This window comes from Streptomyces nogalater (assembly GCF_039532885.1).
Classification (GTDB): Bacteria; Actinomycetota; Actinomycetes; order Streptomycetales; family Streptomycetaceae; genus Streptomyces; species Streptomyces nogalater.
In genome coordinates, this window is record NZ_BAAASM010000001.1 from 221,728 (window position 1) to 245,049 (window position 23,322).

Sequence of the window (23,322 nt, forward strand, 5' to 3'; positions counted from 1 at the left end):
GTCACCGCAGGCTGCGCACGTCGAGATGGCGCAGCACCCGGTCCACGATCTCCGGGTCCGCGCCGGGCTCGCTCCGCGCGGCCAGCACCTCGTGCCGCGCGGCGCTGAGCATCTCGTTCTGGATGCGCCGCACCCGTTTGATCCGCCTGACCCGCTGGACCTGGGCCTCGCGCCGCTCCTCCTCCCCCATGTCCGGGCTGATCCGGATGCCGATCTCGAAGGCGCGCCGCAGCATCTGCTCGGACAGTTCCTCGGGCAGCTCCTCGACCTGCTCGATCTCGCGCAGCCGGCGTTTGGCGGCCTTCGCGGCCCGCACCGCCAGTTCCTTCTCGAACTCCTTCTCCCGCGCGGCGTCGGCCCGCACCCCGAGCCGCCGCACCAGCCAGGGCAGCGTCAGCCCCTGCACGACCAGCGTGGCGACGATCACTCCGAACGCGATGAAGATGATCTCGTCCCGGTCGGGGAAAGGCGAGCCGTCGTCGGTCCGCAGCGGCACGGCCAGCGCCAGTGCCACCGAGGCCACCCCGCGCATCCCGGACCACCACATCACGACGGTCTCCCGCCAGCTGACCGGGATCTCCTCGTCGTAGTCCCGGCGGGCGTGCAGCCGTTTGGTCAGCCAGGTCGCCGGCAGCAGCCACAGCAGCCGTACGACGACCACCACGCCCACGACGGCCGCCGCCCAGCCGAGCATCTCGCCCCACCGGCCCTGGGCGGTGTGGATGGCGTTGTGCAGCTCCAGCCCGATGAGGCCGAAGGCGACCCCGGTGACGAGGGTGTCGGTGATGTCCCAGAAGGTGTGCCCGGCGAGCCGGGTCAGCACGTCGTCGGCGTCGGTGGCGTACTCGGCGAGGAAGAGGGCGGTGGTGAGCACGGCGAGCACCCCGGAGCCGTGCAGCCTCTCCGCGAGCACGTAGGAGGCGTAGGGCACCAGCAGGGTCATGCCGATCTGGAGCGTCGGATCGCCCAGCAGGTCCATCAGCTTGTTCGCGCCCCAGCCCAGCGCCAGCCCCACGGCCACCGCGACGACGGCGGACAGCACCAGGTCCAGCCCGGCCTGCCAGGCCGAGAACGTGCCGCTGACGGCGGCGGCGATCGCCACGTGGTACAGGACGATGGCCGTGACGTCGTTGAACAGCCCCTCGCCCTCCAGGATCGACACCAGCCGGCGCGGCAGCCCCAGCTGTCCGGCGACGCTGGTCGCGGCGACCGGGTCGGGCGGGGCGATCAGGGCGCCGAGCGCGACGGCGGCGGCGAACGGCAGTCCGGGCACGATCTGGTGGGCGACGAACGCCACGGACACCATCGTGACGAACACCAGGGCGACGGCCAGCAGGAAGATCGGGCGGACGTTGGCCGCGAACTGCCGCCAGGAGGTGCGGCGGACGGCGGCGTACAGCAGCGGCGGCAGCAGCGCCGGCAGGATCAGCTCGGGCGGGATGTCGATATTGGGTACGACATCCACCACTGCCAGGACCCCGCCGAACAGGGTCATCAGCACGGGCGCCGGCACCCCCAGCCGGTCCCCCACGGGGACGCTCACCAGGGCCCCGAGCAGCAGTACGAACAACAGAGCCAGCTGGTCCACGGACGGCGCTCCGGGGGTCGACGATCACACGGCCGGAATCCAGTCTGCCATCGTCACCTGCGGATTCCGCACGACGTACCCGCCGGGCCGACGTCCTCCCGGCACCCGGCCGGTCCGAGGCCCCCGACTTCTAGAGAGCCCGGCGCATCGCCCGGTGGGGTATGCCGGCGTCCGGGAACTCGGGGCCGTACGCCGTGTAGCCCAGGCGTTCGTAGAAGCCCAGGGCATGGGTCTGCGCGTGCAGGTCCACCGCCGCGAGGCCGCGCGCGCGGGCCGCCTCCTCTATGGCGCGCACCAGGGCCGCGCCGACGCCGAGCCCGCGCGCCTCCCGCAGGACGGCGAGCCGGCCCAGCGCGCCGACCGAGGCGTCCCCGCCGGTCCTGTCCGCCGCCGCCGCGCCGTACAGCAGCCGCCCGGTGCCCAGCGGCCGGCCGTCCTCGGCGACCGCCAGCACATGCACGGCCACGGCGTCATGGGCGTCGTACTCGATGTCCTCCGACACGCCCTGTTCGGCCACGAAGACCTCCTTGCGGACCGCGAAGCAGGCCTCGCGGTCGGCGGGGTCCTCGGCGACGCGGACGGTGCAGCGCGGGCTCACGCCCATGTCTCCTCCCGGACCTGGTCGAGGGCCTCGCGGAGGTCTTCGGGGTAGTCGCTTACGAACTCGACCCAGCGGCCGTCGCCGGGGTGCTCGAAGCCGAGGCGGACGGCGTGCAGCCACTGGCGGGTCAGGCGCAGCCGCTTGGCGAGGGTCGGGTCGGCGCCGTAGGTGAGGTCGCCGACGCACGGGTGGCGGTGGGCGGCCATGTGGACGCGGATCTGGTGGGTGCGGCCCGTCTCCAGCTTCACGTCCAGCAGGGAGGCGGCGCGGAAGGCCTCGATGAGGTCGTAGTGGGTCACCGACGGCTTGCCGTCGGCCGTGACCGCCCACTTGTAGTCGTGGTTCGGGTGGCGGCCGATGGGGGCGTCGATGGTGCCGCTCGTCGGGTCCGGGTGGCCCTGGACCAGCGTGTGGTAGCGCTTGTCGACCGTGCGCTCCTTGAACTGGCGCTTGAGCGAGGTGTACGCGTACTCGGACTTGGCGACCACCATCAGGCCCGAGGTGCCCACGTCCAGGCGGTGCACGATGCCCTGGCGCTCGGCCGCGCCGGAGGTGGAGATCCGGTACCCGGCGGCGGCGAGACCGCCGATCACGGTCGGGCCGGACCAGCCCGGCGACGGGTGCGCGGCCACGCCGACCGGCTTGACGATCACCACCACGTCATCGTCGTCGTGCACGATCTCCATGCCCTCGACCGGCTCGGCGACCACCTGGATCGGCGCGGGCGCCTGCGGCATCTCGACCTCCAGCCAGGCGCCGCCGCGCACCCGCTCGGACTTGCCGACCACCGCGCCGTCGACCTGGACCTTGCCGGCCGCGGCCAGCTCCGCCGCCTTCGTGCGGGAGAAGCCGAACATGCGGGAGATGGCGGCGTCGACGCGCTCGCCCTCCAGGCCGTCGGGCACGGGCAGGGTACGGATCTCGGGAATCGTGCTCACCCGTCGAGTATGCCGGACGGGCCGCGAGCCACCGAACGAGCCTGTGGACAACGTGCCTGTGGACAGGCCCCGGCCGAGCCCCCGGCCCCGGTGCTCAGTCCTTGTGGACCGTTCCGTCCGGGTCCAGGCCGCAGAAGGACAGCACCACGATCAGGATGCCGCCGCACACGATCGCCGAGTCGGCGAGGTTGAACACCGCGAATCCCTTGGGCGCGATGAAGTCCACCACCGCGCCCTCGAAGACGCCCGGCGACCGGAAGATCCGGTCGGTGAGGTTGCCGAGCGCGCCGCCGAGCAGCAGGCCGAGCGCGACCGCCCACGGGAAGCTGTACAGCTTGCGGGCCAGCCGGATGATCACCACGATCACGATCGCGGCGATCAGCGAGAAGATCACCGTGAAGGCCGCGCCGAAGCTGAAGGCGGCGCCGGGGTTGCGGATGACATGCAGTTCCAGCAGGTCCCCGACGACCCGGATCGGCGCGCGGCCCTCCAGCCGCGAGACGACGAGCAGCTTGCTGATCAGGTCGAGGGCGTACGCGAAGGCCGCCACCGAGAACAGCACGGCGATCCGGCGCCCGCGGCCGGGCTTGCGCGCCGGCCGCCCGGTCGCGCCGTCCGCGCCGGCCTCCCCGGACGCACCTGCGTTCCCGGCGCCGGCGGCCGCGCCGGCCGCAGCCGTCTGCTGGTGATCGTCGCCCGGGGTGTCCGGCGTACCGATGATGCGCTCCGCCTCTGCCACGTGAGTCCCTCAGCCTAGGTACCTGACTGGGCACGAGACTACGGCACGGCGGGGCACCCTCAGGAGCGGCGTTCCTGCTTCTGCTTGCACTCCACGCACAGCGTCGCCCTCGGGAACGCCTGCATCCGGGCCTTGCCGATGGGATTGCCGCAGTTCTCGCACAGACCGTAGGTACCCGCGTCGAGCCGCTCCAGGGCGCGCTCGGTCTGGGTGAGCATCTCGCGCGCGTTGGCGGCCAGCGCCAGTTCGTGCTCGCGCGTGATGTTCTTGGTGCCGGTGTCGGCCTGGTCGTCGCCGGCACCGTCCCCGGAGTCCCGCATCAGGCCGGCCAGGGAGGCCTCGGAGGAGCTGATCTCCGCCCGCAGCCGCTCCAGCTCGGACTGCAGCTCCGCGCGCGCCTCGCCGGCCTCCTGCGGGGTCCAGGGATCCTCCCCGGGCCGTACCGCCAGTTCACCGGGCTCCGCCGCGCCCGCCCGCGCCTTGGGGACGGCGGTCTGTTCCGCCGTGGCCGTGCCAGGAGTCTTCTTCGCAACCACCGTCGTGGCTCCCGTCTGCTTGGCGGCCCGCGCCGCGCCCGCTTTCTTGGCCGTGCTCTCGCCCGCCGCCTCCCGCGCCGCGGCCTTCGCGGCGTCGGCCTTCCCGGGGGCGGCGGTCTTCTCGGCGACGCTCTTCCCTGCGGCCGTCGCCCCGACGACCGCCTTCTTCGCAGCCCCCGTCTTCGCAGCCCCCGTCTTCGTAACCCCCGTCTTCGTGGCCCCCTTCTCCGTAGCCGCCTTCTCCGTAGCCGCCTTCCCGGCGGACTCCTCCTCGGCGGCCGCCTTCGCGGCGGACACCTGCTCGGCGGGCACCGTCCTCGCGGCGGACCTCTCCGCGACCGCGCCGGCACCCGCCGTCTTCTTCCCCACCGCCTTCTTCCCAGCCGCCGCCTTCTTGCCAACCGCTTTCTTCCCGACGACCGCCGCGTCCTTGCCGGCCGCCGCCTCCTTGGAGGCCGCCGTCTTCTTGGTGACGGCCGTCTTCCTGACAGCCCCCGTCCTCCCGGCGGCGGCCGTCCTCGTCCCGTCCGCCGGCTTCTTCGCGGCCGTCCTGTCCGGGGCCGCCTTCTCGGCGGCAGGCCGCGCGCCGGTCTTCCCGGTCGCCGGCTGCTCTACGGCGGTCTTCTTCGCCACCATGGCCGCGGCCCCTTCACATATTGTGATCTTGCTCGCGAATCGTGCTGGGACGATAAATCGACTTGAGTCCCGCGGCAACGGGGCACACCGCCCGATTCGCCCGCCCGCACCCCCCACGCCACGGGCCTGCATCCGTTGTGCCCAGCTCCCCGCCGGGTAATCCGCCCACCCCGGCCGGCCCGGACCGGCGCCGGCACCCCCTCGCCATTCGGGTCACCCGGCCCGGTTGCCGGCCGTCCGCCCCCGCCCCGCGAAAACCGGTCCACCGCTGTCCGCGCGGCGCCGTACACTGGGCGGAGCGAGAAGCGTGGATGGGGACGAGTAGCGGCGTACGCAGCCCAGAGCGACCCGGGGACGGTGTGAGCCCGGGGGCGAGCGCGACGTGAAGATCACCCCGGAGCCGCCGGAAGAAAGCCGCAGCCGCAGGGCCACGGCGAGTAGAACCGGCTTCGCGAGCCCAATGAGGGGGCTCACCGGTGCGTAGGGCGCACCCGGGGGGCCAAGGAGGGTGGTACCGCGGGAGCGCGCCGCACACGGCGTCCACAGGATCGAAGGCTCTCGTCCCTCCGACGGAAGGCAGCAAGTCCGTTGGAGGATGCTCGCAGATGACAGCGCCGACGTACCGCCAGGTGCCCGCACAGGTCGACCTGCCCGCTCTTGAGCACGCCGTGCTCGACTTCTGGCGCGAGCAGAAGATCTTCGCCAAAAGCCTGGAGCGGTCCGAGGGCCGCCCGGAGTGGGTGTTCTACGAGGGCCCGCCCACCGCCAACGGCATGCCCGGCGCCCATCACATCGAGGCGCGCGTCTTCAAGGACGTCTTCCCCCGCTTCCGCACCATGCGCGGCTACCACGTGGCCCGCAAGGCCGGCTGGGACTGCCACGGCCTGCCCGTGGAGCTGGCCGTCGAGAAGGAGCTGGGCTTCTCCGGCAAGCAGGACATCGAGGCGTACGGCATCGCCGAGTTCAACGCCAAGTGCCGCGAGTCCGTGACCCGGCACACCGACGCGTTCGCCGAGCTGACCACCCGGATGGGCTACTGGGTCGACCTGGACGACGCCTACCGCACGATGGACCCCGAGTACGTGGAGTCCGTGTGGTGGTCGCTGAAGGAGATCTTCGGCAAGGGCCTGCTGGTCCAGGACCACCGCGTCGCCCCCTGGTGCCCGCGCTGCGGCACCGGCCTGTCCGACCACGAGCTGGCGCAGGGCTACGAGACGGTCGTCGACCCGTCCGTGTACGTCCGCTTCCCGCTCACCTCCGGCCCGCTGGCCGGCCAGGCCGCGCTCCTGGTGTGGACGACGACCCCCTGGACGCTGGTGTCCAACACGGCGGTCGCCGCGCACCCGGAGGTCACCTACGTCGTCGCGACCGACGGCGAGGAGAAGCTCGTCGTCGCCGAGCCGCTGCTCGCCAAGGCGCTCGGCGAGGGCTGGGAGAGCACGGGCCAGACCTTCACCGGCGCCGAGATGGAGCGCTGGACGTACCAGCGTCCGTTCGAACTGGTGGAGTTCCCGGAGCCGGCGCACTTCGTGGTGAACGCCGACTACGTCACCACCGAGGACGGCACGGGTCTGGTCCACCAGTCCCCGGCCTTCGGCGAGGACGACCTCAAGGTCTGCCGCTCCTACGGCCTGCCCGTGGTCAACCCGGTCCGCCCGGACGGCACCTTCGCCGAGGACGTCCCCCTGGTCGGCGGCGTCTTCTTCAAGAAGGCGGACGAAAAGCTCACCGAGGACCTGTCGCAGCGCGGCCTCCTGTTCAAGCACCTGCCGTACGAACACAGCTACCCGCACTGCTGGCGCTGTCACACCGCGCTGCTCTACTACGCGCAGCCCTCCTGGTACATCCGCACGACGGCCGTCAAAAACCGGCTCATCCAGGAGAACGAGAAGACCAACTGGTTCCCGGAGACGGTCAAGCACGGCCGCTACGGCGACTGGCTGGACAACAACATCGACTGGGCGCTGTCCCGCAACCGCTACTGGGGCACCCCGCTGCCGATCTGGCGCTGCGCCGACGACCACCTCACCTGCGTCGGCTCCCGCGCCGAGCTGACCGAGCTGACCGGCACCGACCAGTCCGGCCTCGACCCGCACCGCCCGTACATCGACGAGGTCACCTTCGCCTGCCCGCACGAGGGCTGCTCCCTCGAAGCGGTGCGCGTGTCCGAGGTGATCGACGCCTGGTACGACTCGGGTTCGATGCCGTTCGCGCAGTGGGGCTACCCGTACAAGAACAAGGAGCTGTTCGAGAGCCGGTACCCGGCCCAGTTCATCTCCGAGGCCATCGACCAGACCCGCGGCTGGTTCTACACGCTGATGGCCGTCGGCACGCTCGTCTTCGACAAGTCGTCGTACGAGAACGTCGTCTGCCTCGGTCACATCCTGGCCGAGGACGGCCGCAAGATGTCCAAGCACCTGGGCAACATCCTCCAGCCGATCCCGCTGATGGACCAGCACGGCGCGGACGCGGTGCGCTGGTTCATGGCGGCCGGCGGCTCCCCGTGGGCCGCGCGCCGGGTCGGCCACGGCACCATCCAGGAGGTCGTCCGCAAGACCCTGCTGACCTACTGGAACACGGTCGCCTTCCAGGCGCTGTACGCCCGTACGTCACACTGGGCGCCGTCCGCGGCGGACCCGGCGCCGGCCGAGCGCCCGGTGCTGGACCGCTGGCTGCTGTCCGAACTGCACGCGCTGACCGACCAGGTGACCCAGGCGCTGGAGGGCTACGACACCCAGCGCGCCGGCAAGCTGCTGTCCGCGTTCGTCGACGACCTGTCCAACTGGTACGTCCGCCGCTCCCGCCGCCGCTTCTGGCAGGGCGACAAGGCCGCGCTGCGCACGCTGCACGAGGTGCTGGAGACGGTCACCAAGCTGATGGCGCCGATCACCCCGTTCATCACCGAGCGGGTGTGGCAGGACCTGGTCGTCCCGGTCACCCCGGGCGCGCCGGAGTCCGTGCACCTGGCCGCCTGGCCGGAAGCCGACCTGTCGGCGATCGACCCGGAGCTGTCCAGGCAGATGGTGCTGGTCCGCCGGCTGGTGGAGCTGGGCCGCGCCACCCGCGCGGAGTCGGGCGTCAAGACCCGTCAGCCGCTGTCCCGCGCGCTGATCGCTGCCGCCGGGTTCGACTCCCTGGACCCGGAGCTGCACACGCAGATCACCGAGGAACTGAACGTCTCCTCCCTGGCCTCCCTGTCCGAGGTCGGCGGCAGCCTGGTCGACACCACCGCCAAGGCCAACTTCCGGGCCCTGGGCAAGCGGTTCGGCAAGCGGGTGCAGGACGTGGCGAAGGCCATCGCGGGCGCCGACGCCGCCGCGCTGTCCCTCGCGCTGCGGCAGGGCACGGCGTTGGTGGAGGTCGACGGTGAGACCATCACCCTCGCCCCGGACGAGGTGATCGTCACGGAGACCCCGCGCGAGGGCTGGTCGGTGGCGTCCGACTCCGGTGCCACGGTGGCACTGGACCTGGAGATCACCGAGGAGCTGCGGCAGGCGGGCCTGGCCCGGGACGCGATCCGGCTGATCCAGGAGGCCCGCAAGAACAGCGGTCTGGACGTCGCCGACCGGATCGCGCTGCGCTGGACCTCCACGGACCCGGCGGTCGTCGCGGCCCTCGCCGAGCACGCCGGGCTGATCGCCGACGAGGTCCTCGCGACCGACTTCGCCCAGGGCGAGGCCGACGGCGGCTACGGCGAGCCGTTCACCGACGAGGGTCTGTCGCTGACGTTCCGCCTGCGCAAGGCGTAGGTGCCGGACAGCCGAAAGGCCCGGCTCCCCACCGCGGGGGGCCGGGCCTTTCGGCGTCTCGTCGAGAGCGACCGGGTGCGCCGGGGCGGGCCGGATTCGAACCGGCGTCCTCCTGGATGCCATCGAGGCGCGACGACCGTCTGCGCCACGCACCCGGCGCACGGGCCAGGCCACCCGGGCATGATCATTACGGCCCGACGGCTTGGGAAGCGCGGCCCCTTCGACGCGTGCGCCGCGAGCCGGTCGCCGGCTGCCGCACGCCCGCGCACCCCAGCGACACCGCGCTTCCGAAAGGCCTCCTCGCGCCCGGCGCACGGAATCGCAGCCGCGCGAAGAGCGCGCCGCATCACGACCGGCCTCAGGGGACGCTCCGGATCACAACCCGCGTAAAAAGGGCGCGGCCCCGGATCGTAACCCGGGGCCGCGCCCTGAATGCTGCCGACGCGTAAGGCGTCTTACGCACCGTGTCCGGTGCTCAGTTGTCGTCCTCGTCGATCAGGAACCCGCGCATCGGCGAGGGAGCCTGGCCCATCGGGGACGGGCCCTGCGGACGGACCGGGGCCATGGGCTGCGTCATGGCCGGGGTCATCTGCTGCTGGCCGCCGTAGGACGGACCGGACGGGGCCTGCGAACCGCCCATCGACTGGTTGCCGCCGTAGGACGGGGCACCCGCGCCGGCCGGAGCCATGGAGGGCGCCGGGGACGGCGGCAGCGAAGCGGTGGCCGGGGTGCGCGGCGGGGCCAGCGAGTCGTCGGCCTGGGTCTCCAGCTGACGCAGCTGCGACTCCAGGTACGACTTCAGCCGCGTGCGGTACTCGCGCTCGAAGCCGCGCAGGTCCTCGACCTTGCGCTCCAGCGTGGCGCGCGCGGACTCCAGGGAGCCCATGGCGACGCGGTGCTTCTCCTGCGCGTCCCGCTCCAGGGCGTCGGCCTTGGCGCGGGCGTCACGCTCCAGACCCTCGGCGCGGCTGCGGGCCTCGCCGACGATCTTGTTGGCCTCGGAGCGGGCCTCGGCGATCGCCTGGTCGGCGGTCTGCTGGGCCAGCGAGAGGACACGGGCGGCGCTGTCGCCGCCGGGGCCCTGACCGGGGCCGCCCATCGGACCGCCCATGGGGCCACCCATGGGACCGCCCATCGGGCCGCCCATCTGCTGCTGCATGGGCGGCTGACCGCCCATCGGGCCCTGACCCATCGGACCCTGGCCCATCGGGCCGGGACCCTGCGGGCCGCCCTGACCGCCGGGGCCGGCGGGCAGCTGCGGGGCACCGCTCGGCAGCTGGGGCGGACCACCCATGGGGCCGCCCATCTGCTGCTGCGGCGGGCCCGATATCCCGGCGGGCACCGGCTGGCCGGGACCTCGCATGCCCTGCTGCTGGGGGTGTTGCTGCTGCGGGTGTTGCTGCTGCTGGTGTTGCTGCTGCTGGTCCTGCTCCGGAGGCTTGCGCGCGTTCTGCTGGTTCTGCGCGGCGGCTCGCGTCGCGGCGGCCAGCTTGGCGCGCAGGTCCTCGTTCTCGCGGAGCAGACGGGTCAGTTCGGCTTCGACCTCGTCGAGGAAGGCATCGACCTCGTCCTCGTCATAGCCTTCTCGGAGGCGGACGGTCGTGAACTGCTTGTTCCGCACGTCCTCGGGGGTCAACGGCATCTCTTCACCTCAACGTAGTCATCGGCAGTCGGCAAGACCGGATCGTCCACCCTCATCTCACGAAGCTCTGCGCGATGGAGATGAGAATGTAGACGATGATCATCAGTACGAAGAAGGACAGGTCGAGCGCCACGCCCCCGAGACGCAGCGGCGGGATGAACCGCCGCAGAAGCTTCAGCGGTGGATCGGTGACAGTGTAGGTGGCCTCCAGAACGACCACCATCGCCTTGCCGGGTTGCCACGAGCGGGCGAACTGGAAGACGTAGTCCATGACCAGCCGGAAGATGAGGATGACAAGGAACACCATCAGCGCGATGTAGATCACCTGCGCGAACACGCTCATGGCCTGCGGTTCCCTCTCCCCTGTCCATGCTTTTCCGTGCTTCGGTCCTGCGTTGCGTCTCAGCTCTGGTTGAAGAACCCGCCCTCTGCGATGCGGGCCTTGTCCTCCGCCGTGACATCGACGTTAGCAGGAGACAACAGGAACACCTTCTGCGTCACCCGTTCGATGCTGCCGTGAAGACCAAACACCAAACCGGCCGCGAAGTCGACAAGTCGCTTCGCGTCTGTGTCATCCATCTCAGTCAGATTCATGATCACCGGGGTGCCCTCACGGAAGTGTTCCCCGATGGTACGGGCCTCGTTGTAGGTCCGCGGGTGAAGCGTGGTGATTCGGTAAGGCTCTCGTTCCGACACAACCTTGGGCATGATCACCGGCGCGTTCTTCTCCAGGGACTGACGTTCTTGTGTGATGGATGCCACGGGCGCGATGCGCGCCGGACGTCCGGATTCCGCGGCGAGCGAAGTCGAACGGGCAACCGGTTCGCGGGGCGCGGGCGGCTGCACGATCCGCACCTCTTCGTCCCTTTGGGGCGAATGCGTACCATGCGGCTGATGTGACGGTTCGTGCCGCCGGTGGTCCCGCTCGGTCTCCGGGTCCAGCTCCGGCTCGAAGTCGTCGTCGGGGTCGAATCCACGGCCGTCGTACCCATCGTCCTCCACGAGGCCGAGGTAGACCGCCATCTTGCGCATCGCGCCGGCCATGCTCTGAGTCCTCCGCTCTGTGGTGGATCGGCTGACGACTGCCCAGTGCCCGCGATCCACGTGGTCGTTGTGCCCAACTTCACGGGCATTGACCATATTTTCTGCTGTGGTCCGACTTCTTGGCGACGTTACCCGAGCCGGGGCCGGACTCCGAGTACCGCGGTGCCAATGCGCACATGTGTCGCCCCGGCGGCCACGGCCTGTTCGAGGTCCGCGCTCATCCCTGCCGACACCATGGTTGCAGCCGGATGAGCCCGGCGCAGGTCGGTCGACAAATCCATGAGCCGCTCGAACGCCGCCTGTTCGCGTCCCGCGTACTCCCCGGTGAGCGGGGCGACGGTCATCAGTCCGTCGAGCCGCAGCCCGGGCGCGTCGGCGACGAGACCGGCCAACTCTTCGATTCCGCCGGGGGCCACGCCGCCGCGGTCACCCCGGCCGCTCGCCCCGGCGTCGAGCGCGACCTGGAGCAGGCAGCCCACCTCGCGCCCCGCCCGCACCGCCTCCTTCGACAGCGCGGTGACGAGCCGGGACCGGTCGACCGACTGTACGACATCGGCGTAAGCGACCACGGAACGCACCTTGTTGGTCTGCAACTGGCCGACGAAGTGCCACTTCAGCGACAGATCGGCACAGGCGGCGGCCTTCGGGGCCGCCTCCTGGTCGCGGTTCTCGGCGACATGGCGTACGCCGAGTTCCGACAGGATCCGCACATCGCTCGCCGGGTGGGTCTTGGTGACCACGATCAGGGTCACCTCCTCCCGCGCGCGCCCCGCCGCCGCGCACGCGGCGGTGATGCGCTCCTCCACCTTCGCCAGATTCGCGGCGAGTTCGGTCTTACGGTCCGTCATGCCCTATCAGTCCAGCCAGACATAGCCGGCGAGCCGCCCGGTGGTGCGGTCGCGGCGGTACGAGAAGTGATCCTGCGACTCCAGCGTGCACACCGACGTCCGCGCCCGGTCGCACACCCCGAGCCGTTCGAGCTGCGCGTGCACGCCGGCGCTCACATCGACCGCCGGCGTGCCCCAACTCGTCTCGGCGTGCGCCGCCGGCTCGACGGCGGCCACCTCGGCGCGCATCGCCTCCGGCACCTCGTAGCACCGGCCGCACACGGCCGGTCCGGTGCGGGCGACGATCCGGCCCGGCTCGGCGCCGAGTCCGACCATGGCCCGTACGGCGGCGGGGACGACGCCCTCGACCATGCCGGGCCGGCCGGCGTGGGCCGCGGCGGCGACCCCGGCGACGGGGTCGGCCAGCAGCACCGGCACGCAGTCGGCGGTCAGGACGGCCAGGGCCAGTCCGCGCCGTGCCGTGACGACCGCGTCGGCCTCCGGCACCGGCCTGCCACCCCACGGCTCGTCCACCACGGCGACCTCGGCGCCGTGCACCTGGTTCATCCAGACCACCAGGTCCGGGTCCAGGCCGAGCGACTTCGCCGCCAGTTCGCGGTTACCGCGCACCGCCTCGGGCGTGTCGCCGACCGCGCCGCCGAGGTTCAGCTCCTCATACGGAGCGGCGCTCACCCCGCCCCACCGGTCGGTGAAGGCGAAGTGCGCGCCGCTCACGCTCTCGCGCTGTCCTATCACTTGAGGAAGTCCGGGACGTCCAGTTCCTCGGCCGCGCTGTCCGAGTAGGTCCGGGGCGCCGGGGGGACCGGCGGGGCGACCGGGATGTCCGGCACCGGCTCGGGCGCCGGCTCCGGCTCCTCCTTCGGCTTGACGCTGCCCAGCGAGCCGAAGGACGGGCGGCTGGGCTCGCTCGGCCGGGCCGGGGCGGGCTCCTCGCGGCGGGCGGGGGCCGAACCCGAGGTCGAGCCGAGGACGTTGTCCCGGCGGGCCGGCGGCTGGCCGCCGTCGAAGCCGGCCGCGATCACGGTGACCCGCACTTCGTCGCCGAGGGCGTCGTCGATGACCGCGCCGAAGATGATGTTGGCCTCGGGGTGGGCGGCCTCGCTCACCAGCTGGGCGGCCTCGTTGATCTCGAACAGGCCGAGGTCGGAGCCGCCGGAGATGGAGAGCAGCACGCCCCGGGCGCCGTCGATGGACGCCTCCAGCAGGGGCGAGGAGATCGCCATCTCGGCGGCGGCCACCGCGCGGTCGTCGCCGCGGGCGGAGCCGATGCCCATGAGGGCCGAACCGGCCTCGGACATGACCGACTTCACGTCGGCGAAGTCCAGGTTGATCAGGCCGGGGGTGGTGATGAGGTCGGTGATGCCCTGAACGCCGGAGAGCAGGACCTGGTCCGCGGACTTGAAGGCGTCCAGGACCGAGACCTGGCGGTCCGAGATGGACAGCAGCCGGTCGTTCGGGATGACGATGAGGGTGTCGACCTCTTCGCGCAGTTCGGCGATGCCGTCCTCGGCCTGGTTCGCGCGGCGCCGTCCCTCGAAGGTGAACGGGCGCGTGACCACGCCGATGGTCAGGGCGCCGAGCGAGCGCGCGATGTTGGCCACGACGGGGGCCCCGCCGGTGCCGGTGCCGCCGCCTTCACCGGCCGTCACGAAGACCATGTCGGCCCCCTTGAGGACCTCCTCGATCTCCTCGCGGTGGTCCTCGGCGGCCTTGCGGCCGACGGCCGGGTTGGCTCCGGCGCCGAGTCCGCGGGTGAGTTCGCGGCCGACGTCGAGCTTGACGTCGGCGTCGCTCATCAACAGCGCCTGTGCGTCGGTGTTGATGGCGATGAACTCGACGCCCTTGAGACCGACCTCGATCATCCGGTTGATGGCATTGACACCACCGCCGCCGACACCGATGACCTTGATGACTGCGAGGTAGTTCTGCGGTGCTGCCACGTCGAAGGCCTCTCGCCTCGAATTACGTTGTCGCCGCCGTGCGGTGCCCCGCGCCGGGACGACGGATGCCGAATGGGACGGTCCGTAGCGCCGACCCGAACCCTAACCTTGAAGTTTAGGGTTACCAGTGTGTCTGTTCCCTGGAGTCTTCCGAACAGGACACTAAGTCGACAAGTGGCGCCCGTTCAACGAACACGCCGAACCTCCCGTTTTTCTTTTCACCCTATGTGATCAGCCGTAGCCGTGCCCAACCAGGGGGTTGGCCTGCGCTGATGTGCGTCAACTCACTGATGACGCAGGGGCGGTGGGAACGGTGACGTCGAAGTGCCGTGCGCCGGGAGCTGCTTTCATGAGAGCCGTGAGGGCCCGCGCCTTGGCGCGGCCCTGCTCGTCGCTGCCCCACACCACCGTGCGACCGTCGCCCAACTCGACCGAGATGGCGTCGTAGGAGCGCACCCGGACGGTGCGGGCGGCGTGCGCCACGGGGGCGGGCAGGTCGCCGGCGACCCGGACGGCCGCGCGCACCAGCCGGCCGGTGCCGAAGCGGCGCAGGCTCGCGGCTCCGGGCCCCTTCCGGGCGGCGGACAATTCCAGGCTCGGAACGCCTTTCGGCGCCTGTGAAACCGTAGCGAAACGGACACCTTCGTCATCGACTTCGACGAAGTTCCCGCCCTTTCGGATCAGCAGGACCGGAGTGCGTTCGCTCACTTCGAGGTCGATTCCCCGGGGCCAGGAACGAACCACGTCCACCGTGTCGATTCGGGGCAATTTCCGGCGAAGTCGGGCCTCGATGGCATCGGTGTCGACGGACACCATCGGTGCCCCGACGGGCACGTCGGCCGCCTCGCGGACCTGCGATGAGGACAGCACGCGCGTGCCCGACACCGAGACGTGCCGCACCCGCAGCCACTGTGAGCCGTACAACACCCAGGCGCCACCGGCGCCGAGGAGGACGACGGCGATGGCCAGGATGACGATCGTACGAAGACGCCGTCCGGCGCCGCGGGCGGACGGCGGACCGGACGACCCCTGCTGGCGTTTCCCGCGCTCGGCGGTTGTCGGTCCGGCCACCGTCACTGCCCTTTCGTCATACGGTCCTAACGGCGCGAGGCGATCGCCTCGTACACCATGCCGACGAGCAGCTCGTCGGCGTCCCGGCGGCCGAACTCGCTTGCCGAGCGGGACATCTCGTACAGCCGGTGCGGGTCGGCCAGTACGGGCAGCACGTTCTGCTGCACCCACTCGGGCGTCAGTTCCGCGTCGTCGACGAGGAGTCCGCCGCCGGCCTTGACCACCGGCTGGGCGTTCAGGCGCTGCTCGCCGTTGCCGATGGGCAGCGGGACGTACGCGGCCGGCAGGCCCACGGCGGACAGTTCGGCGACGGTCATCGCGCCCGCGCGGCAGAGCATCATGTCGGCCGCGGCGTACGCGAGGTCCATCCGGTCCAGATAACTTACCGGGATGTAGGGGGGCATCCCCGGCATCTGCTGCACCTGCGGCAGTTCGTTCTTCGGACCCACCGCGTGCAGGATCTGGATGCCGGCCTGCTGGAGCCAGGGGGCGACCGTCTGCGTCACCTCGTTCAGCCGCCGGGCGCCCTGCGAGCCGCCGGAGACGAGCAGCGTGGGCAGGTTCGGGTCGAGGCCGAAGCGGTGGCGGGCCTCGGGGCGGACGGCGGCGCGGTCCAGCGTGGCGATGGAACGGCGCAGCGGGATGCCGATGTAGCGGGCGTCACGCAGCTTGCTGTCCGGGGTGGAGACGGCGACCCGGGCCGCGTAGCGCGAGCCGATCTTGTTGGCCAGGCCCGGACGGGCGTTGGCCTCGTGGATGACGATGGGCACCCCGAGGCGCTTGGCGGCCAGGTAGCCGGGCAGCGCGACATAGCCGCCGAAGCCGACCACGACGTCCGCCTTGGTGCGCTCCAGGATCTGCTCCGCGGCCTTGATCGTGCCGCGCAGCCGGCCCGGGACGGTGATCAGCTCGGGGGTGGGCTTGCGGGGCAGCGGCACCGCGGGGATCAGCGCCAGCTCATAGCCGCGCTCCGGGACGAGCCGGGTCTCCAGGCCGCGCTCCGTGCCCAGGGCCGTGATTCCCACGGTCGGATCCTGCCTGCGCAGGGCGTCCGCGAGGGCGAGCGCGGGCTCGATGTGGCCGGCGGTCCCCCCACCGGCGAGTACGACATGCACCGAAATTCACCGCTCTCCGGACGAACGCGCCGCCGAGGCACGCCGTCGCATCGTGTTCCATCTCCGAGGCCCCCGCTCGGCACCGGAGCCTCCCGCCCGCTTTCTACCAAAGCGGGGTTGCCGCATCGCAAGCGCTGCCCGCGCAGCGGGCTCGTCGCGCGCGAAGGCGATCAGCAGCCCGATGGCGAACATGGTCGGCAGCAGGGCGGACCCTCCGTAGGAGAACAGCGGGAGCGGGACGCCGGCGATCGGCAGCAGGCCGAGCACCGCACCGATGTTGATCACCGCCTGGGCGGTGATCCAGGTGGTCACGCCTCCCGCGGCGTACCTCACGAAGGGGTCCTCCGTGCGTCCGGCCACGCGGATACCCGCATAGCCTAGAGCCGCGAACAGGGCGAGCACCGACAGCGTCCCCGCCAGGCCCAGTTCCTCACCGGTGACGGCGAAGATGAAGTCGGTATGGGCTTCGGGGAGTTGGCCCCATTTTTCCACACTCGCACCGAGACCGGAGCCGAAGAATCCGCCGGAGGCGAGGGCGTAGATGCCGTGCACGGCCTGCCAGCAGTCGGCGCCCCCGCTCTTGGGCTCGGTGGCGCCGATGCAGGCGAGCCGGGCCATCCGGTTGTCGCTGGTCTTGATCAGGAGCACCCCGATCAGGCCGGCCACAGACAGCACCCCGGCGAACAGCCGGGTCGGCGCGCCCGCGAGCCACAGCAGGCCGAAGAGGATCGCCGTGAGAATGATCGCGGTGCCCATGTCGCCCCCCAGCATGATCAGTCCGAGCAGCAGGAAGGTGACCGGGACCAGCGGCACCAGCATGTGCTTCCACTGGGCCAGCAGCCTTCTCTCCTGCTTGCGGGCGATCAGGTCGGCGCCCCACAGCACCAGGGCGAGCTTGCCGAACTCGCTGGGCTGGATCTGGAAGGAGCCGCCGAGGGAGATCCAGTTCTGATTGCCGTTGACCGACATCCCTATCCCCGGCACCTGCACCAGGGCCATCAGGAAGACGGCGGCGGCGAGGATCGGATAGGCCAGCGCCCGGTGCAGTTTCACCGGCATGCGGGAGGCGGCGAACAGCAGTGCGCCGCCGATGACCGCGGCGAGGAACTGCTTGCGGAAGAAGTACGACCCGGGCAGCGACAGCTGGAGCGCGGTGATCTGGGAGGCCGAGTAGACCATCACCAGGCCCAGCACAGTGATCAGCACGCTGCCGCCGAGGATCAGGTAGTAGGCGGTCAGCGGCCGGTCCCAGGCCTTGCGCGCGCGGGTGAACATCCCCTGTACGGGGTTCTCGCGCGGGATGCGGGGGACGGCAGGACGGCGGGACGCCCGCTGTACGGGCGGCCGGCCGGTGCGGCTACCGGGCATCGGTGCCTCCGCTGAACCTCGACCGTCCCACGCGTCCTCCCAAGATCCGCCCGGCAGGCGGCCGGGTTCAGGCGCCGAGTTCGCGGACCGCCGCCGCGAACGCGTCGCCGCGCTGGTTGTAGTTGGTGAACATGTCCATGGAGGCGCAGGCCGGGGCCAGCAGCACCGTGTCGCCGGGCCGGGCGAGCCGCCTGGCCTCCGTCACCGCCTGGAGCATCGCCCCAGTGTCGGTCCGGTCGAGGTCGACCACGGGTACCTGCGGGGCGTGTCGCGCGAGGGCGTCGCGGATCAGGGCCCGGTCGGCACCGATCAGGACCGCGGCCCGCAGCCGCTTCGCCGACTTGGCGACCAGTTCGTCGAAGGTGGCCCCCTTCGCCAGTCCGCCCGCGATCCATACGATCGACTCGTATGACGCCAACGAGGCCTCGGCGGCATGGGTGTTGGTGGCCTTGGAGTCGTCCACGTAGGCGACCCCCTCGACGTCGGCGACGTGCGCGATGCGGTGGGCGTCCGGGCGGAAGGCCCGCAGACCGTCGCGCACGGCGCCGGCGGGCACCCCGAAGGCGCGCGCGAGGGCCGCCGCCGCCAGGGCGTTGGCGATGTTGTGCGGCGCCGGCGGGTGAACGTCGGAGACCTCGGCCAGCTCCTGCGCGTTCTTCTGCCGGTTCTCGACGAAGGCGCGGTCGACCAGGATGCCGTCCACGACGCCGAGTTGGGACGGCCCCGGGGTGCCGAGGGTGAACCCGACGGCCCGGCAGCCCTCTTCGACGTCGGCCTCGCGCACCAGGTCCTCGGTGGCCTTGTCGGCGACGTTGTAGACGCAGGCGACCTTGTTGCCCTCGTAGATGCGGCCCTTGTCGCGCGCGTACGCCTCCATGGAGCCGTGCCAGTCCAGGTGGTCCGGCGCGAGGTTGAGCACGGCGGCCGAGTGGGCGCGCAGCGAGGGCGCCCAGTGGAGCTGGTAGCTGGACAGCTCCACGGCGAGCACGTCGTACCGCTCCTCGCCGAGGACCGCGTCCAGCAGGGAGACGCCGATGTTGCCCACGGCGGCCGTGCGCAGGCCCGCCGCCTTGAGGATGGAGGCGAGCATCTGGACGGTGGTGGTCTTGCCGTTGGTGCCCGTGACGGCCAGCCAGGGGGCCGCGTCCGGGCCGCGCAGCCGCCAGGCCAGCTCCACGTCGCCCCAGACCGGCACACCGGCCTTTTCGGCGGCGAGGAAGAGCGGCTTGTCGGGCTGCCAGCCCGGCGCGGTGACGATCAGCTCGGTGCCCTCCGGCAGGGACGCGCCGTCGCCGAGGCGCACGGTGATGCCGAGCGCCTCCAGCTCCGCGGCCTGTTCCCGCGCGCGGTCGTCGTCGCCGTCGTTGACGACCGTGACGAGCGCGCCGCGCGCGTGCAGCGCCTTGGCCGCCGGGACGCCGGAGACGCCGAGCCCGGCGACGGTGACGTGCTTGCCCTGGAAGTCGAAGAGCCCCGAGGTGGAGGTCACTTGTCCGCTGCCCATCCCGCGTAGAAGAGGCCCAGTCCGACGATCACACAGATGCCTTGGATGATCCAGAAGCGGACCACCACCAGGACCTCGGACCAGCCCTTGAGTTCGAAGTGGTGCTGGAGTGGCGCCATCCGGAAGACGCGCTTGCCGGTGAGCCGGAAGGAGCCGACCTGGATGACGACCGACATGGTGATGAGGACGAACAGGCCGCCCATGATGGCCACCAGCAGCTCCGTGCGGGAGAGGATGGCCAGGCCGGTGAGGACACCGCCGAGGGCGAGCGAGCCGGTGTCGCCCATGAAGATCTTCGCCGGCGAGGTGTTCCACCACAGGAAGCCGAGGCAGGCACCCATCAGCGCGGAGGCGACCACCGCGAGGTCGAGCGGGTCGCGCACCTCGTAGCAGGCGCCCGGGTTGGTCAGGGTCTGGGCGTTGGCGCAGGACTCCTGGAACTGCCAGACGCCGATGAAGGTGTAGGCGCCGAAGACGAGCACGGAGGCGCCGGTGGCCAGACCGTCCAGACCGTCGGTGAGGTTCACGCCGTTCGACATCGCGAGGATCATGAACAGCGCCCAGACGACGAACAGCACCGGGCCGATCGACCAGCCGAAGTCCGTGATGAACGACAGCTTCGTGGAGGCCGGGGTGTTGCCGCGGGCGTCGGAGAACTGCAGCGACAGCACGGCGAAGGCGATGCCCACGATCAGCTGGCCGGCCATCTTCGCCTTGGCCCGCAGACCCAGCGAACGCCGCTTGACGATCTTGATGTAGTCGTCGAGGAAGCCGACCAGGCCCATGCCGAACATCAGGCCGAGGACCAGCAGACCGGAGTAGGTCGGCGCGTAGCCGGTGATGAGCTTGCTCAGGAAGTACGCGGCGATGGTCGCCAGGATGAAGGCGATACCGCCCATCGTCGGCGTACCGCGCTTGCTGGCGTGCTCGCGCGGGCCGTCGTCGCGGATGTACTGACCGTAGCCCTTGCGGGCCAGCAGCTTGATCAGCAGGGGGGTGCCGACCAGCGTCAGGAAGAGGCCGATGACTCCCGAGAACAGGATCTGCTTCATCATCGGGCGGCGACCTCACCCTCGGCACCGGTCTCGAGAAGCGCCTGGGCGACGCTCTCCAGCCCCACCGACCGGGACGCCTTCACGAGCACGACGTCCCCCGGGCGCAACTCGCTGCGCAACAGGTCGACCGCCGCCTGTGCGTCGGACACGTGCACCGACTCCTCACCCCACGAACCCTCGTTATATGCGCCCAATTGCAGCCAGGAGGCCTCAATCCCCCCGACGGCGACGAGCTTGCTGACGTTGAGCCGGACGGCGAGCCGTCCGACGGCGTCGTGCTCGGCGAGCGCCTCGTCCCCCAGCTCGGCCATCTTGCCGAGCACCGCCCACGTGCGGCGCCCCTTGCCCATGGCCGCGAGCGCCCTGAGGGCGGCCCGCATGGACTCGGGGTTGGCGTTGTAGGCGTCGTTGACGATGGTCACGCCGTCCGGGCGCTCGGTGACCTCCATGCGCCACCGGGAGAGGGAGCCCGCCTCGGAGAGCGCGAGGGCGATCTCTTCCGCGGACATGCCCAGCTCATGGGCGACGGCGGCCGCGGCGAGCGCGTTCGACACGTGGTGCTCACCGTACAGGCGCATCGTCACATCGCTTGCACCGGAGGGTGTGTGAAGCCTGAAGGCGGGCTGTCCGCTGTCCGTGAGTCGTACGTTCTCGGCGCGTACGTCCGCTTCGGCCGACTCTCCGAAAAGGATCACCTTCGCCTGGGTACGGGAGGCCATGGCCTTCACCAGCGGGTCGTCGGCGTTGAGGATCGCCGCGCCGCCCTCGCTCGCCGGGGGCAGCGCCTCCACCAGCTCGCCCTTGGCCTGGGCGATCTGCTCGCGCCCGCCGAACTCGCCGATGTGCGCGGAACCGACGTTGAGCACCAGGCCGATCCTCGGCGGGGTGAGGCCGGTGAGGTAGCGGATGTGGCCGATGCCGCGGGCGCCCATCTCCAGCACGAGGAACCTGGTCTCCTCGGTGGCGGACAGGGCGGTCAGCGGCAGCCCGATCTCGTTGTTGAGCGAGCCGGGCGTGAACACGGTCGGCGCCTTGCGCCCGAGCACCTGGGCGATCAGGTCCTTGGTGCTGGTCTTGCCGGCCGAGCCGGTCAGCGCCACGAGGGTCGTGCCGAGCCGGCCCACGACGTGCCGGGCGAGGGCGCCGAGGGCGGCCTGGACGTCGTCCACCACGATGGCGGGGACGCCGACCGGCCGGGCGGCCAGCACGGCGGCCGCGCCGGCCTCGACGACCTGCCGGGCGTAGTCGTGGCCGTCCACGCGCTCGCCGACGAAGGCGGCGAACAGGCTGCCGGGCACCACCTCCCGGGAGTCCCGGACGACCGGTCCCGTGACCTGCACGGACGGATCCGGTATGTCATGCGTCTGCCCGCCGACGACTGCTGCGATCTCGGCGAGGGAGAGGGCGATCACAAGTTCATCCCTGGGTCTTCTGGATAGCTTCGCGAAGCACCTGGCGGTCGTCGAAGGGACGGATCACGCCGGCGATGTCCTGGCCCTGCTCGTGACCCTTGCCGGCGACCAGCACCGTGTCGCCGGCCTGGGCGCGGCCCACGGCGGCGGCGATGGCGGCGGCCCGGTCCTCGAAGAGGAGCACCTCGCCGCGCTCGTGCGCGGGCACCGAGGCGGCGCCCTGGAGCATGGTCGCGAGGATCGCGAGGGGGTCCTCGGAACGGGGGTTGTCGGAGGTCAGTACGGCCGTGTCGGCGAGCCGGGCGGCGGCGGCGCCCATCGGGGCGCGCTTGGTCCGGTCGCGGTCGCCGCCGCAGCCGAGGACGACGTGCAGCCGGCCCTTGGTGACCTTGCGCAGCGCCCTGAGCACCGACTCGACCGCGTCCGTCTTGTGGGCGTAGTCGACGACCGCGAGGTAGGGCTGCCCGGCGTCGACGCGCTCCAGGCGGCCCGGCACGCCCGGTACGGCGGCGATGCCGTCGGCGGCGGCCTGCGGGTCGAGGCCGGCGGCGGCGAGGGCGACGATGGCGGCGAGGGTGTTCGCCACGTTGAAGGGGCCGGCGATCGGCGACCTGGCGTGCACGCGCTCGCCGTTCGGGCCGAGGACGGTGAACGTCGAGTCCATCGGGCCGATCTGGACGTCCTGGGCGCGCCAGTCGGCGTCCGGGTGGCCCTCGGCGGAGTAGGTGACGACCGGGACGGTCGCCTCCTCGACGAGCCGGCGGCCGTACTCGTCGTCGGCGTTGACCACGCCGAGCCTGCTGCGCCGCGGTGTGAACAGCTGTGCCTTGGCCCGGAAGTAGTCCTCCATGTCGGAGTGGAACTCCATGTGTTCCGGGCTGAGGTTGGTGAAGACGGCGATGTCGAAGACGCAGCCGTCGACCCGGCCGAGGACCAGGGCGTGGCTGGAGACCTCCATGGCGACCGCCTCGACGCCGCGTTCGCGCATGACGGCGAACAGGGCCTGGAGGTCGGTGGCCTCGGGGGTGGTGCGCTCGGACTTGATCCGCTCGTCGCCGATGCGCGTCTCGACGGTGCCGACCAGCCCGGTGGCGCGGGCGGTCCGCAGACCGCCCTCCACCAGGTAGGCGGTGGTGGTCTTGCCGGAGGTGCCGGTGATGCCGATCTGGAGCAGATCGTGGCCGGGGTGGCCGTAGATCCGGGCCGCCAGCTCGCCCATCCGGCCGCGCGGGTCGTCCACGACCAGGACGGGCAGGCCGGTGGCGGCGGCGCGCTCGGCGCCGTCGGCGTCGGTGAGCACGGCGACCGCGCCGAGGCCGGCGGCCTGGTTGGCGAAGTCGGCGCCGTGCAGCCGGGCGCCCGGCAGGGCGGCGTACAGGTCGCCGGGGCGGACGGCGCGCGAGTCGTGGGTGATCCCCGTGACCTCGGCGGCGGCGTCCGAAGCGGCGGTACCCAGCTGATCGGCCAGTTCCGCGAGGGGTGTGGCGGAGACCTGGACCGGTCGCGGCGGTCCCGGATATGTCACGGAAGCGCCTT

General features: G+C 71.4%; 19 protein-coding genes. 1 reads left to right on the forward strand and 18 read right to left on the reverse strand.

What is annotated here, in order from left to right; translation table 11 throughout:
• Position 1: 1 nt before the first annotated feature.
• The 5 genes from ABD350_RS01015 to ABD350_RS01035 all read right to left on the reverse strand — a co-directional run bounded on the left by ABD350_RS01015 (position 2) and on the right by ABD350_RS01035 (position 5,038).
• Entirely contained in the window at positions 2–1,588 is a 1,587-nt protein-coding gene (locus ABD350_RS01015) for a Na+/H+ antiporter (RefSeq protein WP_344345444.1), read from the reverse strand.
• A gap of 130 nt (positions 1,589–1,718) precedes the next feature.
• Positions 1,719–2,192: a GNAT family N-acetyltransferase gene (locus ABD350_RS01020; protein ID WP_382467002.1), complete on the reverse strand. Its 474-nt coding sequence runs from the start codon at positions 2,190–2,192 to the stop codon at positions 1,719–1,721.
• Positions 2,183–3,127, reverse strand: a complete 945-nt coding sequence (locus ABD350_RS01025) for an RluA family pseudouridine synthase (RefSeq protein WP_344345448.1) — start codon at positions 3,125–3,127, stop codon at positions 2,183–2,185. The genes ABD350_RS01020 and ABD350_RS01025 overlap by 10 nt, the downstream gene beginning before the upstream one ends.
• A 94-nt stretch (positions 3,128–3,221) precedes the next feature.
• Positions 3,222–3,866 carry a signal peptidase II gene (gene lspA, locus ABD350_RS01030; RefSeq protein ID WP_344345450.1) on the reverse strand — a complete coding sequence of 215 codons (645 nt, stop codon included), beginning with the start codon at positions 3,864–3,866 and terminating at the stop codon, positions 3,222–3,224.
• A 59-nt stretch (positions 3,867–3,925) separates the two neighbouring features.
• Positions 3,926–5,038 (reverse strand): TraR/DksA family transcriptional regulator, encoded by a 1,113-nt coding sequence (locus tag ABD350_RS01035; RefSeq protein ID WP_344345451.1) that lies wholly within the window; start codon positions 5,036–5,038, stop codon positions 3,926–3,928.
• A 605-nt stretch (positions 5,039–5,643) separates the two neighbouring features.
• Between ABD350_RS01035 and ileS the strand changes: the two genes are divergently transcribed.
• Positions 5,644–8,787, forward strand: a complete 3,144-nt coding sequence (ileS, locus tag ABD350_RS01040; protein WP_344345453.1) for an isoleucine--tRNA ligase — start codon at positions 5,644–5,646, stop codon at positions 8,785–8,787.
• Between the two features lie 475 nt (positions 8,788–9,262).
• Here the strand turns inward: ileS and ABD350_RS01045 are convergent, their stop codons facing one another.
• The 13 genes from ABD350_RS01045 to ABD350_RS01105 all read right to left on the reverse strand — a co-directional run bounded on the left by ABD350_RS01045 (position 9,263) and on the right by ABD350_RS01105 (position 23,311).
• Positions 9,263–10,429 carry a DivIVA domain-containing protein gene (locus tag ABD350_RS01045; protein ID WP_344345455.1) on the reverse strand — a complete coding sequence of 389 codons (1,167 nt, stop codon included), beginning with the start codon at positions 10,427–10,429 and terminating at the stop codon, positions 9,263–9,265.
• A gap of 52 nt (positions 10,430–10,481) precedes the next feature.
• A complete protein-coding gene (locus ABD350_RS01050; RefSeq protein ID WP_344345457.1) occupies positions 10,482–10,772 on the reverse strand; it encodes a YggT family protein in 291 nt (96 codons plus the stop codon).
• A gap of 59 nt (positions 10,773–10,831) precedes the next feature.
• Positions 10,832–11,473 (reverse strand): cell division protein SepF, encoded by a 642-nt coding sequence (locus tag ABD350_RS01055; protein WP_344345459.1) that lies wholly within the window; start codon positions 11,471–11,473, stop codon positions 10,832–10,834.
• 128 nt (positions 11,474–11,601) lie between these two features.
• Positions 11,602–12,321, reverse strand: coding sequence for a YggS family pyridoxal phosphate-dependent enzyme (locus ABD350_RS01060; RefSeq protein ID WP_344345460.1), 720 nt, complete (start codon positions 12,319–12,321; stop codon positions 11,602–11,604).
• 6 nt (positions 12,322–12,327) lie between these two features.
• Complete coding sequence (gene pgeF, locus ABD350_RS01065; RefSeq protein WP_344345461.1) at positions 12,328–13,056, reverse strand: peptidoglycan editing factor PgeF; 729 nt, start codon at positions 13,054–13,056, stop codon at positions 12,328–12,330.
• Positions 13,053–14,261: a cell division protein FtsZ gene (ftsZ, locus tag ABD350_RS01070; RefSeq protein WP_344345463.1), complete on the reverse strand. Its 1,209-nt coding sequence runs from the start codon at positions 14,259–14,261 to the stop codon at positions 13,053–13,055. The genes pgeF and ftsZ overlap by 4 nt, the downstream gene beginning before the upstream one ends.
• A 279-nt stretch (positions 14,262–14,540) precedes the next feature.
• Positions 14,541–15,332 carry a cell division protein FtsQ/DivIB gene (locus tag ABD350_RS01075; protein ID WP_344345759.1) on the reverse strand — a complete coding sequence of 264 codons (792 nt, stop codon included), beginning with the start codon at positions 15,330–15,332 and terminating at the stop codon, positions 14,541–14,543.
• Positions 15,333–15,358: 26 nt separating this feature from the next.
• Positions 15,359–16,447, reverse strand: coding sequence for an undecaprenyldiphospho-muramoylpentapeptide beta-N-acetylglucosaminyltransferase (gene murG, locus ABD350_RS01080; RefSeq protein WP_289965574.1), 1,089 nt, complete (start codon positions 16,445–16,447; stop codon positions 15,359–15,361).
• Between the two features lie 6 nt (positions 16,448–16,453).
• Positions 16,454–17,815: a putative lipid II flippase FtsW gene (ftsW, locus tag ABD350_RS01085; protein ID WP_344345465.1), complete on the reverse strand. Its 1,362-nt coding sequence runs from the start codon at positions 17,813–17,815 to the stop codon at positions 16,454–16,456.
• Positions 17,816–17,882: 67 nt separating this feature from the next.
• The gene (gene murD / locus ABD350_RS01090; protein ID WP_344345467.1) at positions 17,883–19,319 is read right to left on the reverse strand and encodes a UDP-N-acetylmuramoyl-L-alanine--D-glutamate ligase; all 1,437 of its coding nucleotides are present in this window, start codon (positions 19,317–19,319) and stop codon (positions 17,883–17,885) included.
• Complete coding sequence (gene mraY, locus ABD350_RS01095; RefSeq protein ID WP_181795209.1) at positions 19,301–20,371, reverse strand: phospho-N-acetylmuramoyl-pentapeptide-transferase; 1,071 nt, start codon at positions 20,369–20,371, stop codon at positions 19,301–19,303. The genes murD and mraY overlap by 19 nt, the downstream gene beginning before the upstream one ends.
• The gene (locus ABD350_RS01100; RefSeq protein WP_344345468.1) at positions 20,371–21,786 is read right to left on the reverse strand and encodes a UDP-N-acetylmuramoyl-tripeptide--D-alanyl-D-alanine ligase; all 1,416 of its coding nucleotides are present in this window, start codon (positions 21,784–21,786) and stop codon (positions 20,371–20,373) included. The genes mraY and ABD350_RS01100 overlap by 1 nt, the downstream gene beginning before the upstream one ends.
• A 4-nt stretch (positions 21,787–21,790) precedes the next feature.
• Entirely contained in the window at positions 21,791–23,311 is a 1,521-nt protein-coding gene (locus ABD350_RS01105) for a UDP-N-acetylmuramoyl-L-alanyl-D-glutamate--2,6-diaminopimelate ligase (RefSeq protein ID WP_344345469.1), read from the reverse strand.
• Between the last annotated feature and the right edge of the window lie 11 nt (positions 23,312–23,322).